Source organism: Allobacillus sp. SKP2-8, assembly GCF_007559355.1.
Classification (GTDB): domain Bacteria; phylum Bacillota; class Bacilli; order Bacillales; family Alkalibacillaceae; genus Allobacillus; species Allobacillus halotolerans.
Genome location: NZ_VMHF01000001.1, coordinates 179,411 through 193,890 on the forward strand (window position 1 = coordinate 179,411; position 14,480 = coordinate 193,890).

Annotated in this window: 15 protein-coding genes; all 15 read left to right on the forward strand. The window is 38.7% G+C overall.

The features are described 5' to 3' along the window. Positions 1-30: 30 nt before the first annotated feature. The 15 genes from FPQ10_RS00950 (at position 31) to FPQ10_RS01020 (ending at position 14,472) form a co-directional block, all read left to right on the forward strand. Complete coding sequence (locus FPQ10_RS00950; RefSeq protein ID WP_144158871.1) at positions 31-375, forward strand: nucleotide pyrophosphohydrolase; 345 nt, start codon at positions 31-33, stop codon at positions 373-375. Beyond that, on the forward strand, positions 368-1,171 hold the full coding sequence (gene dapB / locus FPQ10_RS00955) for a 4-hydroxy-tetrahydrodipicolinate reductase (protein ID WP_144158874.1): 804 nt from the start codon (positions 368-370) through the stop codon (positions 1,169-1,171). Before FPQ10_RS00950 ends, dapB begins: the two co-directional genes overlap by 8 nt. Positions 1,172-1,182: 11 nt before the next feature. After that, complete coding sequence (mgsA, locus tag FPQ10_RS00960) at positions 1,183-1,599, forward strand: methylglyoxal synthase (RefSeq protein ID WP_144158877.1); 417 nt, start codon at positions 1,183-1,185, stop codon at positions 1,597-1,599. Then, the gene (bshA, locus tag FPQ10_RS00965; RefSeq protein ID WP_144160126.1) at positions 1,592-2,713 is read left to right on the forward strand and encodes an N-acetyl-alpha-D-glucosaminyl L-malate synthase BshA; all 1,122 of its coding nucleotides are present in this window, start codon (positions 1,592-1,594) and stop codon (positions 2,711-2,713) included. The genes mgsA and bshA overlap by 8 nt, the downstream gene beginning before the upstream one ends. Before the next feature lie 15 nt (positions 2,714-2,728). Then, entirely contained in the window at positions 2,729-3,934 is a 1,206-nt protein-coding gene (locus FPQ10_RS00970; protein ID WP_144158879.1) for a CCA tRNA nucleotidyltransferase, read from the forward strand. Then, positions 3,910-4,881, forward strand: coding sequence for a biotin--[acetyl-CoA-carboxylase] ligase (locus tag FPQ10_RS00975; protein ID WP_144158882.1), 972 nt, complete (start codon positions 3,910-3,912; stop codon positions 4,879-4,881). The genes FPQ10_RS00970 and FPQ10_RS00975 overlap by 25 nt, the downstream gene beginning before the upstream one ends. Positions 4,882-4,895: 14 nt before the next feature. Further along, complete coding sequence (panB, locus tag FPQ10_RS00980; RefSeq protein WP_144158885.1) at positions 4,896-5,732, forward strand: 3-methyl-2-oxobutanoate hydroxymethyltransferase; 837 nt, start codon at positions 4,896-4,898, stop codon at positions 5,730-5,732. Continuing rightward, the gene (panC, locus tag FPQ10_RS00985) at positions 5,729-6,610 is read left to right on the forward strand and encodes a pantoate--beta-alanine ligase (RefSeq protein WP_144158888.1); all 882 of its coding nucleotides are present in this window, start codon (positions 5,729-5,731) and stop codon (positions 6,608-6,610) included. Before panB ends, panC begins: the two co-directional genes overlap by 4 nt. Next, on the forward strand, positions 6,610-6,993 hold the full coding sequence (gene panD, locus FPQ10_RS00990) for an aspartate 1-decarboxylase (RefSeq protein ID WP_144158891.1): 384 nt from the start codon (positions 6,610-6,612) through the stop codon (positions 6,991-6,993). The genes panC and panD overlap by 1 nt, the downstream gene beginning before the upstream one ends. A 62-nt stretch (positions 6,994-7,055) precedes the next feature. Continuing rightward, positions 7,056-9,737, forward strand: a complete 2,682-nt coding sequence (locus FPQ10_RS00995) for a helicase C-terminal domain-containing protein (protein WP_186278485.1) — start codon at positions 7,056-7,058, stop codon at positions 9,735-9,737. A 40-nt stretch (positions 9,738-9,777) separates the two neighbouring features. After that, positions 9,778-10,524: a hypothetical protein gene (locus tag FPQ10_RS01000; protein WP_144158897.1), complete on the forward strand. Its 747-nt coding sequence runs from the start codon at positions 9,778-9,780 to the stop codon at positions 10,522-10,524. A gap of 103 nt (positions 10,525-10,627) precedes the next feature. Beyond that, positions 10,628-11,134, forward strand: a complete 507-nt coding sequence (locus tag FPQ10_RS01005; protein WP_144158900.1) for a cell wall elongation regulator TseB-like domain-containing protein — start codon at positions 10,628-10,630, stop codon at positions 11,132-11,134. 30 nt (positions 11,135-11,164) lie between these two features. Further along, complete coding sequence (locus FPQ10_RS01010; protein ID WP_144158903.1) at positions 11,165-12,352, forward strand: pyridoxal phosphate-dependent aminotransferase; 1,188 nt, start codon at positions 11,165-11,167, stop codon at positions 12,350-12,352. Between the two features lie 14 nt (positions 12,353-12,366). Beyond that, positions 12,367-13,659, forward strand: coding sequence for an asparagine--tRNA ligase (gene asnS, locus FPQ10_RS01015; RefSeq protein WP_144158906.1), 1,293 nt, complete (start codon positions 12,367-12,369; stop codon positions 13,657-13,659). A gap of 150 nt (positions 13,660-13,809) precedes the next feature. After that, the gene (locus tag FPQ10_RS01020; protein ID WP_246569027.1) at positions 13,810-14,472 is read left to right on the forward strand and encodes a DnaD domain protein; all 663 of its coding nucleotides are present in this window, start codon (positions 13,810-13,812) and stop codon (positions 14,470-14,472) included. Positions 14,473-14,480: the final 8 nt, after the last annotated feature.

Consider the following 14,480-nt stretch of genomic DNA (forward strand, 5'->3'; position numbering starts at 1 on the left):
TTAGATGTTTTCATGAAGGAGACGTATATCATGGAGAAACAATCAGTAACATTGAAAGAATCTCAAGAACGTGTTGATCGGTTTATCAGTCAATTTGAAGAGGGTTATTTTTCTCCACTTTCTATGATGGCTAGGTTTACTGAAGAAATGGGTGAGCTAGCTCGAGAAATTAATCATTACTACGGAGAAAAGCCAAAAAAATCAACAGAAAAAGAGAAATCGATTGAAGATGAGCTAGGTGATGTTTATTTTGTGTTGGTAACACTAGCTAATTCACTTGGCATTCAGCTTGATGAAGCATTTGATCGAAGTATGTCAAAAATAGAACAAAGAGACCAAAATCGTTGGACTAAGAAGGAGAATCAACATGAATAAGACCATTAATATGATCGTTGCCGGTCCCCGCGGTAAAATGGGGCAAGAAGCTTTAGCATTAATTGAACGAACGGACCATTTTCATTTAGTCGGTTGTATCGACCGGAAGAATAATGGAAAGAAACTACGTGATCTAGAAGGTCTGCCGGCATTCGATGCACCTATTTTCACAGATGCGACGGAAGCATTCGATCAGGTGAATGCTGATGTATTAATCGAATTGACGAACCCTGAGGCCGGGTATCACCATGCGAAGCAAGCACTGATTCATCACGTACGTCCAGTGGTTGGTACTTCTGGATTTTCGGAAGATCAGTTGCAAGAACTTAAAGACTTAAGTACGTCGAATGCAACAGGCATTGTCATTGCACCGAATTTTGCGATTGGTGCTATTTTAATGATGCGGTTTGCGAAAGAGGCTGCTAAATATTTTCCTGATGTGGAAATTATTGAAAAACATCATGACAATAAGCTGGATGCGCCATCTGGAACAGCAGTCAAAACAGCTAAGCTCATTCAAGAAGTAAGGGAAAAGCATAAACAAGGCCACCCAGATGAAAAAGAAACGATTGAAGGAGCACGAGGAGCTGATGTGGATGGGATGAAAATTCATAGCATGCGACTCCCAGGGTATATTGCACAGCAAGAGGTTGTGTTTGGAATGAGTGGACAAACTTTAACCATTAATCATAATTCAGCAGATAGAGCTTCGTTTATGAGTGGTGTTGAATTTGCGGTCAATGAAGTTGTGAACCGTGAAGATTTCGTTTATGGACTTGAAAACTTAATGGAATAGGTTGTGAAATAATGAAAATCGCATTAATCGCACATGACAAAAGAAAAAGAAATTTACTCAATTTCGTTACAGCTTACAAAGATATCTTTAGTGATTATGAATTGTTTGCTACAGGTACAACAGGAAAAATGATTCAAGAAGAGATTGGGTTGGATGTTCATCGGTTTCAATCAGGTCCATTAGGTGGCGACCAGCAAATCGGTGCTAAAATCGCAGCCAATGATTTAGATTTGGTTGTTTTCTTTAGAGATCCATTGACAGCTCAGCCACATGAACCAGATGTGACTGCATTATTAAGATTATGCGATGTATATCGAATCCCTCTCGCAACCAACGAAGCATCTGCTGAAATTATGATACGAGGCATTCAAAGCGGATGGCTTGATTGGAGAAACGTCAAGGAGTCAACATCCCTATATGATGAATAAAAAAATAGGTATCGTTTGCTATCCAACAGTCGGGGGATCTGGCGTGGTAGCAACTGAACTAGGTATGCACTTATCGGATCATGATTATGAAATTCATTTCATTTCACAGACAATGCCGTTTCGCTTAAAACGTCTAGACCCAAATATCTTTTTTCATGAAGTGGATGTTGCAAATTATCCGGTATTTAAGCATCCACCTTATGATTTATCACTGGCCAGTAAAATCGCTGAGGTCATCGATCGTGAACAATTAGATATTATTCATGCCCACTATGCTATGCCTCATGCAATTTGTGCGTTGTTGGCGAAACAAATGGCTAAAAAAGATGTTCGTGTCATTACGACTCTTCACGGTACAGATATTACCGTGCTGGGAATTGATCCGAGTTTGACTAATTTAATTCGTTTTGGTATCGAAGAGTCAGATGCAGTCACCGCTGTTTCTTATAGTTTAAGAGATCAAACAAAGAAATTATTGAATATACAAAAAGAAATTCAAGTTGTTCATAATTTTATCGATACAGACAAGCTGGAGGAACCGAGTGATACTGATAAATTAAAAAGAAGACTGAATATTCAATCAGACGAAAAAGTAATGATTCATATCTCTAACTTTCGTAAAGTGAAGAGAGTTCAAGATGTCATTCATGTTTTTCACCGAGTCCAGCAATCGATTAAAACAAAACTTCTTTTAGTGGGCGATGGACCAGAATATGGAGATGCATATCAACTTGTTCAAAATCTAGGTTTACAAGATAAAGTTATTTTTATGGGGAGACAGGACAATATACATGATTTATTCGCAATGAGTGATTTAAATCTATTGGTTTCTGAGAAGGAGAGTTTTGGACTGGTGCTTTTGGAAGCTATGATCTCTGGAGTACCATCTATTGGGTCGAACACCGGTGGAATCCCTGAAGTGATCGATGATGGAGAAACAGGGTATATTTGTGAAGTTGGCGATGTTGAAACCATGAGCAAGAGAGCCATTCATCTATTATCCGAAGAGTCCGAGTGGAAACGGCAATCCCTTCTTTCCAAGGCTCGTGTAAAAGAGTTATTTGATGCTGAACAAATTATTAAGCGCTATGAGAATATTTATTATGAAGTATAGAAGGCGGTAGATCCTATGGTTGGTAAACCATTCAATCAAGCGGCACCAATTATACATACATTCAATAATAATGGATATGAGTGTTTCTTTGTGGGTGGGTCCGTGCGTGATTATCAATTGAAACGACCGATTGGGGATATTGATCTGGCCACGAATGCCGATCCATACACCGTTCAACGTTTATTTGATCGAACCGTACCTGTTGGCATCGATCATGGAACGATATTGGTTTTATTGGGTGATGAATCCTATGAAGTAACGACTTATCGGACAGAAGGGGAGTATAAAGATCACCGCCATCCAGAACAAGTGTTTTTTGTAGAGAATATCGAAGAAGACTTAAGTCGAAGAGATTTCACTATTAATGCTATGGCTATGGGTCTTGATGGTAAGATTATCGATCCATTTAATGGCCTGCAGGACTTAAAACTAAAACGAATCCAGACCGTTAGATATGCACAAGACCGTTTCAGCGAGGACGCACTTCGGATGTTACGGGCCATTCGATTCTCCAGTCAATTGAATTTCAGCATCGATGATGAGGTCATTACCGCTATCAAGGAAAACCGTACACTTTTAGAGGCGATTTCTGTAGAACGAATTACAGTGGAATTGACCAAAATGTTCGGCGGAATGGGTGTTGGCAAAGCGCTGGATTATTTAAACGAAACATCTCTTTACCAACAATTGCCGATATTTGGAATGAATGAGAATGTTTTTTCACTGGTACATGAACAACTTTCAGAACCAATTGCCGATGCAACTGTTTTGGTCGCTTACTTTCACTATATGGACCCGTCGATATCAATTTCAACATGGGTAAAAGCCTATAAACTGTCTAACGCAGTCAAACGAAAAGCGACTATTATTTATGAAGCTTTTGACAAACATCAAGAACAGGGTTTAACAAAAGGCCTCCTGTATCAATTGACGTATGAGCACATCCAACCATGGAACGATTTTGTTCGCTTCGTTGCAGGGAAATCGTATGTGTTAGAAGAACTTTATTCAATGTACGATCAATTGCCCATTCAGCAAAAGAGCGACTTGGCGATTAATGGTACTGACTTGATTCGTCTATTCCCTGAACGGAAACAAGGAAAATGGATCAGTGATTATCTCCGTGAATTAGAACATTTAGTACTTTGTGGGGAGTTACAGAATCAAAAAGATACATTGGAAGGACAAGTGAAAGCATGGAATCAAACCGGACAAAACTAATCGAGTTGCTTTCAAATCATTCAGATACGTATGTATCAGGTGAAAGTTTATCTAAGCAACTCGGCATTTCCAGGTCAGCGATCTGGAAGCATATGAATGAGTTGAAGAAAGTTGGCTATCAAATTGAAGCAGTAAGAAACAAAGGGTACCGTATTACAGGGGTTCCGAGTGAATTATCAGCCTCTTCCTTACAATGGGGTCTTTCTACAAATTGGCTTGGAAAAAACTTGATTCACCATAAATCTATCGATTCAACTCAATTTTCAGGTCACGACTTAGCGAGAGAGGATGCACCACACGGGACCGTCATTATCGCTGATCATCAAACGAAAGGTCGTGGCAGGCTTAAAAGACAATGGCATTCTGAGGACAAGCACGGACTTTGGTTTACTGTTATTTTAAGGCCTACATCTCTTGAACCCAAAGATGCCAACCAATTAACACTGGTTGCTGCAGTTGCGTTGGTTGAAACCTTTCGTCATTTAGGTCTTGACGTTAAAATTAAGTGGCCGAACGATGTTTTTTCGAGAGGTTTTAAATTAACGGGAATTTTGACCGAAATGCAAGCTGAACAAGATCAAATTGAATATATATTGCTTGGAATCGGAATGAATATTAATCAAGAGCGAGAACATTTTCCTGAAGAACTTAGAGATAAAGTGACATCCTTAAAGATTGAAACGGGTAAGGCAAACGATTTAGCACATGTTTTTCATGAGGTTGCACAGCGGTTGGAAGAAAAGTATGATACATTTATAAAAGAAGGATTTCAACCGATCAAGAGAGAGTGGGAGCAGCACGCTTACCGATTAAATGAATGGTTGACAATAAAGACAAAAGATTCTTTCCAAGCGAAATTTGTTGGAATTCAACACGATGGCGCTCTTCTTATCGAAGATGAATATGGAAAACAAACAGCATTGTATTCGGCAGAAATATATTGGTGAAGGAGGCATTGATTTTGAAAACAAGACGGAGTTTCGAAAAAATGAAACGGGAAAATGAAAAAATTACCATGTTAACGGCCTATGATTATCCATCTGCCAAAACAGCAGAAACAGCAGGTGTTGACATGATCTTAGTAGGAGATTCGTTGGGGATGGTTGTCCTTGGCTACGACTCAACGATTCCCGTGACAGTAGATGACATGATTCATCACGGAAAAGCCGTGAAGCGCGGGGCACCCAATACATTTACCGTAGTTGATTTGCCTTTTATGTCTTTTCATATTTCCGAAGCAGATGCGATGAGAAATGCTGCTCGTATTGTTCAGGAAGCTGGTGCAGATGCAGTGAAATTAGAAGGCGGAAAAGAACTTGTGCCAATTATTCGTAAACTGACACAAGCAGGCATTCCAGTGGTCGGGCATATCGGACTGACACCTCAAACATTCCAAGTGTTGGGTGGCTATCGTGTTCAAGGTAAAACAACAGAAGAAGCGAGACAATTAATTGAAGATGCTGTCGCTTTAAATGAAGCAGGTGTTATTTCTATTGTTCTTGAATGTGTTCTTGCGAAACTTGCCACGAATGTAACTAAGAACTCCAAAGTGCCGACAATTGGTATTGGAGCAGGGAATGGAACAGATGGGCAAGTGCTTGTCTATCATGATCTCTTGCAATACGGTGTCGACCGTCTAGCGAAATTCGTGAAACCACAAACCAATTTAAATGAAAGTATCGATCAGGCTATTAGAAGCTACATAAACGAAGTAAAAACGACTGCTTTTCCGTCTGATGAGCATACATATGCCATTGACGATGATGTGCTTGATGGGTTGTATGGTGGAGAAAAATGATACACATTGAAACGATCAAAGAAATGAGAGACAAATCGCAAGCCGCTCGACAGAATGGGCAGTCGATCGGCTTCGTGGCTACAATGGGCTTTTTGCACGAAGGCCATCTGCAATTGGTGAAAAATGCAAGGAAAGAAAATGACTTAGTCGTCGTCAGTATTTTCGTGAATCCATTACAATTCAATCAATCGAGTGATTTAGCTACTTATCCAAGAGATTTAGCTCGAGACACTGCACTTTTGGAAGCAGAAGGTGTTGATATTGTTTTTCATCCGAGCGTCGAAGAAATGTACCCTAAACAAAGCGTTGTCCAAATGAGTCTTCTCAGTAGACAGGACGTTCTTTGTGGAGCAAGTAGACCAGGTCATTTCGAAGGAGTTCTGAAAGTCCTTTCAAAATTATTTTTGATCATTCAACCAACAAAGACTTATTTCGGATTAAAAGATGCACAACAAGTAGCAGTCGTTGAAGCATTAATTGAGGAATTAAACTTCGATATTACACTTGTTCCTGTTCCGACTATACGTGAGCCAGATGGATTGGCCTTAAGCAGTCGAAATGTTCGTTTATCTCCTGAAGAGCGAAAGGATGCAACGAATATCTATCAAGCCTTGCGTGCTGGCCAACAATACATTCGTTCCAATGAATATTGGTCGCGCGATCAAGTGATCGACTATATGGAACATATACTCCGAGAACGGATCAGTGGTAAGGTTGATTACGTGAACTGTTTGACTTACCCAGATTTACAGCCTTTAATAAATGAAAATGATTCGGTCATATTAGCGGTAGCTGTGTATTATGAGAATGCCCGGTTAATTGATAATCTCATTCTTGATCAATCGGGCGAAGAAATCTACAGGAGTGACAAAAAATAATGATTCATACCATGATGAACGCAAAGCTTCATAGAGCGACAGTGACAGAAGCAAACTTAAACTATGTTGGAAGCATCACAATTGATTCTACATTGTTGAAAGAGGTAGGCATCTTGCCTCATGAAAAGGTTCAGATTGTCAATAATAATAATGGTGAGCGGATTGAAACCTATGTGATCGCCGGTGAACCAAACAGCGGGATCATTTGTCTGAATGGAGCTGCAGCACGGAAGTTTCAACCGGGGGATCATGTTATTATTATTTCATATGTCCAAGTTGATGCGAAGGAACTTAGCGACCACAAACCATCCATCGCTATTTTGAATGAAAATAATCAAATTGAACAGCAGCTTGAAGAGGAACCGCCATTAATGATCCTATAACTCCCATTTCAAGTGGGAGTTTGTTTTGTTAGTTACTATTAATGGTAGAGAGGAGGAGAAAAATGACTCGGTTTGTATCAGTCGATTTAGAAACGACGGGAAACTCGGTAAAAAACGGAGACGAAATTATAGAAATTGGCATTGTGGTCATCGAAGACGGCAAAATTATCGATGAGTGTGAAACACATGTCAGACCGAATGGGTCGATTCCACCGTTCGTATCACAATTGACAGGAATCAACGAAAGCGATTTAGTCGACGCCCCGACATTCAAGGAAGTGATCCCTGAAATCTTACCTTACTTTGATGATTGCTTTTTCATTGCACATCCGGTTCATTTTGATTATGAGTTTTTAAATCAAAGTTTGGTTAAAGCGGGACACTCTCCGATTGCTTGTGCAGTCATCGATACAGTGGAATTGTCACGTGTTTTTTTCCCTTCGGCACCCGGTTATCGACTTCAAGATTTGACAAATTATTTAAACATCAAGCATTTCAAACCACATCGTGCGCTATCTGATGCATATGTAACGGCTCTTATTTTTCTGGAAATCGTTCAAAAAATGAATGGACTCCCACTAGAAACACTGCTACAACTGAAGCCGTTAATTAGTAATTTTCAAACGGACACGGAGTTTTTCTTCGATGATTTGATCAATGAAAAAAGAAAACATAATGACTCGAATTATGCGCTTGATTTTCGTTATGGATTGGCGATCAAGCAGAGTAATAGTATTGGCAAGGAAAACGACATAGAACTTAGTGATTTTAATTACTTTTTGAATGAAACTTTGTCAGGTCCTTTGTTTGAAAAGCGTGAAGGTCAGCAAGAAATTGCTGGTGAGATTTACCAAGGCTTTCAGATGAGACAGCATCGGGTGATCGAGGCACCTTCAGGATTAGGGAAAACGTTAGCTTATTTATTAGCTGCCTATGCATATAGCCGTAAGTATGATGTCCGTACGATCATCAGTACATACACCTTGCAGCTTCAAAAACAAATTGAGCGTTATAGCGAACGCTTTCCGGAATTATTTCCAGCTGGGAGTCTTGCACTACTGAAGAGTCCTCATAATTATTTGCATGTGCGAAGATTTAAGGCATTTTACGACCGCTCCATTAAGGATGCATCCAATTTTGATATTACGTTATCGTTAGCGATTATTCTCGTCTGGTTAACAGAAACGGAAACGGGTGATGTAGAAGAGCTGCAATTACCATCTCGAGGCCAAGATATTTGGAAATTGATCTCTTGTGATCATGATGATGAACCTACGGACCAATCATCTTATTTTTTTTCCGCCAAAGAAAGAGCGAAAAATGCATCGATTGTTATTGTAAACCATGCATTTTTGACAGCTGACTTTAAAAAAGGAAGAAAAGCAATTCCACCAAGTAGACAGATTATAGTAGATGAAGCTCATCAGTTTGAAAATGTCACAAGAAACCAACTATCAAATCAAATTGACTATATTTCCACATTACAGTTGTTTCAGTCACTTGCTCGAATCGGTATGGGCGAGGTGATTGAAACTGCCAAAGTAAATGCAGACTCTTTTTTTAGGCTTATTTATCAGGCGGTTGATTTTCTTCACTCGCCAAAGGACCCAGTATCAGACACCGGAAAAATCCAACTTTCTGTTGATGAAGAAGCTTTAGAGATGATTTTCAGCGGTGAAATTCGTGAACAATTAAATCAATTCTTGTTAAGTTGCGACCAGTTACGGAATTCAATGCTGAAAAAATATTTAAAAACGGATCTTGAACGTTCCATTCAAATGAAAGCGAATCGACAGTTAGAAGAAATTATAGACTTTTTAACAACGTTTTTCCATCAAGGAAAGAAGATGGTACGTTGGATTGAAATTGATCAACAAGGGGCCAAAAATGCAGCCTCATTAAATATTGAGCAACTTGACTTGAGTGAGCAGTTAAATAATTGGTATGAGCAATACACGAATAGTGTCGTTTTCATGAGTTCTACTTTACAATTAAAAAATTCGTTTCAACATTTTTTAACACAGATTGGTTTACCAGAAGAAACGCCTACTTCCATATATCCATTACCAAGTTCCTATGCGAATCGTTCAGAAGTTTTGATTCCTGCAGATTTCCCGAATATAACGGATGTAAGCGCGAAAACCTACGCACAACACGTCGCTTCGTTTGTCGATCGCTTTCATGCACAAACGAATAAAAAAATGCTCGTGTTATTCACGTCTCATCAGTTATTAAAAGATACGTACGAACGGTTGCAACCAACATCTCGTACAATGACGATATTGGCTCAAGGGATTCAATCCAGCAGTAGAGATAAATTGAAAAAACTTTTTGAAGAAACGGATGATGGCATATTATTGGGAACGAATTCATTTTGGGAAGGCGTAGATCTTCTAAATGATACCGATAAGATTATTTGCATGGCCCGGCTTCCATTTGAGTCGCCGAATCACCCAGTATTCCAAGCAAAGTGGAATTTGCTTAAACAGCAAAAAGAAAATCCTTTTGAACAGCTAGCTTTACCACTAGCAATTACACGATTTCGTCAGGCATTTGGACGATTAATAAGACATTCTGGAGATCGCGGATTATTGATCATTTTGGACAAGCGGATCATGAGTAAGCATTATGGGAAGCAATTCATTCAATCACTTGGTGAAACTGCTGTACTATATGAAGAAACACCGCAAATGATTGACCATGCAAAAAAATGGCTCTCATATGATAAAGACAATGACAAATGATAAGAAGAATGTCAGAATTCTTTATGGATAGGTGAAGCCATTGAAAATCATTCTTGCTCTACTAATCGGCATAACTTCTTTTCCGCTTTTTCAAACAGATTATAACGACGAATTAATTTACTACCCACTGAATGAAGGGAATATTGCTTTCCTGAAAGTGAATGAAAAGGATATCTATTTATTCAACACAGGGCATGAACTTGATCGACAACAAATTTTAAACCAATTAGATCAATGGGATGATTATACAATTCGTGGAATTGTTATTACGAAAATCGATGAGCACAACTGTGGAAACTTAACATTTCTCACAAAAAAATATTCTGTGGACCAATTAATAATTCCCGAACGATCAAAAACTTGTACAGTGAATCAAAAAGATGTCCAAGTCATCGATTTATCGAAAGAAAAATCCGTCCATTTTAACGATGAATACCAAGTGAAGTATTATCCATCCAAACATGGAATAACAGGAAACCTGGAATTAAAGCGTGATAACTTTTCTGCCTATTGGTATGAAACTTCGTCGGTCAAGCAGTACAGCGACCGAACGACCGTCGTTTATGTTCCTTCATATATTTATGAATCAGATTTAGATATAGGATTCTTGGATAAACTGGATCCACGCGTTGCAGTCATTCAGGAAAAAGCGAAGAAAAAACAAATGAGGTTACTGAATGACGTGTTTTCAAAGGAGTGGATTGAAGCGTTCTTTTTAACCAATCAACTATCTGTTCATATAGAACTAGGAAATAATCCTTATCGAATCTTCCTTGTCAGACGATAACCAATGAATTTGGGTGAAAACAATGAAAAAAATTGTTGATTACTGTTATAATGAACAGTGTGCTTAAATAGTCTAAAGAAAACGCAAGGTAGGTTCCACAGAAATGCAAATAAAGAAAAAATATATTGTCATCGGGATTATTACACTGATCGTTTTGTTCTTGGTTGCTCTTTTCAGTATTCTCATGGTTACATCTTATAACACAAAGAAAGATCATAAGGATCACATGGAACGTGTAGCGGAAATTGCTCTTGAGCACGGTCCAATTGAGTCCGTAGATGAATCGTTTGAATTCAATGGTGAATCATCTTATTTTGTCTATTTAGGTAAAAATAATGAAGATAAGGCTTACTATGTATTTGTACCAAAGACAGAAAAAGTTGAAGAAATGAAAACACTTGAGCAAGAGAACGGGTTGACAAAAGAAGAGATGCTGAACCAATGGTCGTCTCAATGCACGAACTGTGAACTCGTGTCCATCTCACCAGGAATTATCCAAGATCGTTTTATTTGGGAAGTGATCTACACAACGAGTGAGCAATATTACTTTCAGAACTTCCATTTTAGTGACGGAGAAATTTACGATTCAATCTCGTTTCAAAAAGAATAATGAAATCGAAATGAAGGAGTGGTGTTACATATGGAATTAGCCGATCGCGTTCAAGCATTGACCCCATCAACGACTTTAGCTATTACATCTAAAGCGAAGGCATTAAAAGAAGAAGGCCATGATGTGATTGGTCTTGGTGCTGGAGAACCTGATTTCAACACACCGGAAGACATTTTGAATGTAGCCAAAAAAGCGATGGATGAAGGAAAGACAACTTACACACCTGCTGGTGGTATTCCTGCATTAAAACAAGCGATCATTAAAAAATTGCAAGAAGATCAAGGGTTACAGTATACGGAAGAAGAAATTATCGTAACGACTGGTGCCAAGCATGCCTTGTATAATCTGTTTCAAGTGTTGTTGAACCGTGGCGACGAGGTCGTTATTCCTGTTCCTTACTGGGTAAGTTATCCAGAACAAGTAAAATTAGCAGAGGGGCAGCCCGTCTATGTAAAAGCTTCAGAAGAAAATGACTTTAAAATAACACCAGAGCAGCTGGAAAATTCGATAACGGATTACACGAAGGCTGTTATTTTAAATTCGCCTTCAAACCCTACTGGTACTCTTTATACACAGGAAGAATTAAAGGCACTTGGAGAAGTTGCGCTTAAACATGATCTAATTATTGTTTCAGATGAAATCTATGAGAAGTTGATTTATGGATCTGACGAACATGTATCGATTGCACAGTTATCAGACGAATTAAAAGAAAATACGGTTGTCATTAATGGGGTTAGTAAATCACATGCCATGACAGGTTGGCGTATTGGATATGCCGCTGGAAATCAACAAATTATTCAAGCGATGAGTAACTTGTCATCTCATTCGACATCCAACCCGACAACCATTTCGCAGTTTGCTGCCATTGGTGCATACTCCATGGATCAGCATAAATTGAACGAAATGAAAAAAGCATTTGAAGAACGACTGAACAAATTATATGAATGGATGACAGATATTCCTGGTATTTCTTGTGTAAAGCCTAAAGGAGCATTTTATTTGTTCCCGAACATATCTGAAGTTGTAGCAAATTCGCCTTTTGATTCAACAGATGAATGGGTGAAACAATTACTAGAGGAAGAAAAAGTAGCCGTCGTTCCTGGTTCTGGCTTTGGTTCGCCAGAAAACATACGTCTATCATACGCGACGTCACTTGAGAATTTAGAAGAAGCATCCAAACGAATTGCTCGCTTTGTGAAGAAGCATTCGTCGAATTAAGGAGGAAGTAATAAATGAAAACAACAATCGCAGAAGTCGGCAAACATGTAAATGAATCGGTAACGATTGGTGTCTGGCTTCATAATAAACGTTCTAGTGGAAAAATTGCATTTTTACAATTGCGTGATGGGACAGGCTTTATCCAAGGTGTTATTGTAAAGTCTGTTGTAGGAGAAGAATTATTCGAACAAGCGAAGCATTTGAATCAAGAAACTTCTCTCTATGTAACAGGTGAAATTGTAGAAGATAAAAGAAGCCCTTTAGGCTATGAATTACAAGTAACAGGCTTTGAGATCATTCAAGAAGCTCATGATTACCCAATCACACCAAAAGAACACGGCCCAGAATTTTTAATGGATCATCGCCATCTATGGTTACGTTCAAAAAAACAACATGCCATTATGAAAGTGAGAAATGAGATTATTCGTGCAACTTACGAATTTTTCAATGATGAAGGTTTTGTTAAAATCGATCCACCAATTTTAACCGGAGCTTCAGCGGAAGGAACAACGGAATTATTCCACACGAAATACTTTGATGAAGATGCCTATTTATCTCAAAGTGGCCAGCTTTATTTAGAAGCTGCTGCGATGGCGCTAGGTAAAGTTTTTTCATTCGGTCCGACTTTCCGTGCAGAAAAATCAAAAACACGACGCCATTTAATTGAATTCTGGATGATCGAACCAGAAATGGCTTTCATGGATCATGACGATAGTTTAGTCATTCAAGAAAATTACGTACAGCATCTAGTTCAATCTGTTTTGAAAAACTGTGATATGGAATTGGATGTATTGGAACGAGATAAAGAACAATTAGAGAAAATCAAAGCACCATTCCCACGGATTACGTATGATGATGCTATTGAATTTTTGAAAAAAGAAGGTTTTGAAGATATTGATTGGGGCGATGATTTTGGTGCGCCACATGAGACGGCGATTGCGAAAGCACATGATCAACCCGTATTCATCACGCACTTCCCGACGGAAATTAAAGCATTTTATATGCAACCCGATCCAAACAACGAGAAAGTCGCTCTTTGCGCTGATTTGATCGCTCCTGAAGGCTATGGTGAAATTATCGGTGGTTCCGAAAGAATATACGACTATGAATTAATGAAAAAACGCTACGAAGAACATGGGCTAGAAGGTCCTGCATATGAGTGGTATTTACAGTTACGCGAATACGGAAGTGTACCACATTCCGGGTTCGGACTCGGGTTGGAACGTACAGTTGCATGGATTTCCGGAACAGAACATATCCGTGAAACGATTCCATTCCCACGCTTATTAAATCGATTGTATCCTTAAGAAGACAGATGGCTCAATTTATATTGAGTCATCTTTTTAAGAGATTAAGTGACTTACCTTCTCAACGATTATCATGAAAGTTTTAGAATTTCTATACAAACAGCGGTTATACACTTCAGGAATATGAACGGCCTAGAAAGAGGGATCGTTTTGGATATACCATTTTCTTATCAAAAAATGATGATGCATCAGATCAGTGTTCCAACGGAGTTAATTCGTTCTTATCGAAAACTTGACCTCGTTGAACAAGATGTCATTGTTATTTTGCAACTGATCACTTTACAGCAACAAGGAGATTTATTGCCTTCATTTGAATTTATCTCTGAAAATATGCAACTATCTCCACATGAAGTAGCAAATATTTTAAAGAAACTTAAAAATAACGGTTATTTACGAATTGAACAAATAGAGGATGAACAGCGCATGGTGCATGAATGGTATTCTCTTGAACCGTTAATTAATAAATTATACGAAGGCTCTACCTCGACAAAAGAAGAAGAGAAGAAGGAAGAAGGAAAGCTTTTCGGATTATTTGAGCAGGAATTCGGTCGTGCGTTGTCACCTATAGAGATTGAAACCGTAAGCCACTGGCTTGATCAAGATCAATTTAAACCAGCTTTAATTAAAGCAGCTCTTCGTGAAGCTGTTTTAATGGGGAAAATGAATTTCCGCTATATTGATCGGATTTTGGCAGAGTGGAAGAAGAGAGGTATACGGAGTTCAGCGGATATGAACCAAACGAAAGAGCCGATACAAGAAAAACCAAAAGAGAAACGGGATACATCGGTTTATTATAATTGGTTGGAAGAGTAGGGGGGGAA

Coding starts and splice junctions, on each gene's coding strand:
- panC (WP_144158888.1), top strand. CDS start 5,729: ATGATACACATTGAAACGATCAAAGAAATGAGAGACAAATCGCAAGCC.
- FPQ10_RS00975 (WP_144158882.1), top strand. CDS start 3,910: ATGGAATCAAACCGGACAAAACTAATCGAGTTGCTTTCAAATCATTCA.
- dapB (WP_144158874.1), top strand. CDS start 368: ATGAATAAGACCATTAATATGATCGTTGCCGGTCCCCGCGGTAAAATG.
- panD (WP_144158891.1), top strand. CDS start 6,610: ATGATTCATACCATGATGAACGCAAAGCTTCATAGAGCGACAGTGACA.
- FPQ10_RS00995 (WP_186278485.1), top strand. CDS start 7,056: ATGACTCGGTTTGTATCAGTCGATTTAGAAACGACGGGAAACTCGGTA.
- mgsA (WP_144158877.1), top strand. CDS start 1,183: ATGAAAATCGCATTAATCGCACATGACAAAAGAAAAAGAAATTTACTC.
- bshA (WP_144160126.1), top strand. CDS start 1,592: ATGAATAAAAAAATAGGTATCGTTTGCTATCCAACAGTCGGGGGATCT.
- FPQ10_RS00950 (WP_144158871.1), top strand. CDS start 31: ATGGAGAAACAATCAGTAACATTGAAAGAATCTCAAGAACGTGTTGAT.
- FPQ10_RS00970 (WP_144158879.1), top strand. CDS start 2,729: ATGGTTGGTAAACCATTCAATCAAGCGGCACCAATTATACATACATTC.
- asnS (WP_144158906.1), top strand. CDS start 12,367: ATGAAAACAACAATCGCAGAAGTCGGCAAACATGTAAATGAATCGGTA.
- FPQ10_RS01005 (WP_144158900.1), top strand. CDS start 10,628: ATGCAAATAAAGAAAAAATATATTGTCATCGGGATTATTACACTGATC.
- FPQ10_RS01010 (WP_144158903.1), top strand. CDS start 11,165: ATGGAATTAGCCGATCGCGTTCAAGCATTGACCCCATCAACGACTTTA.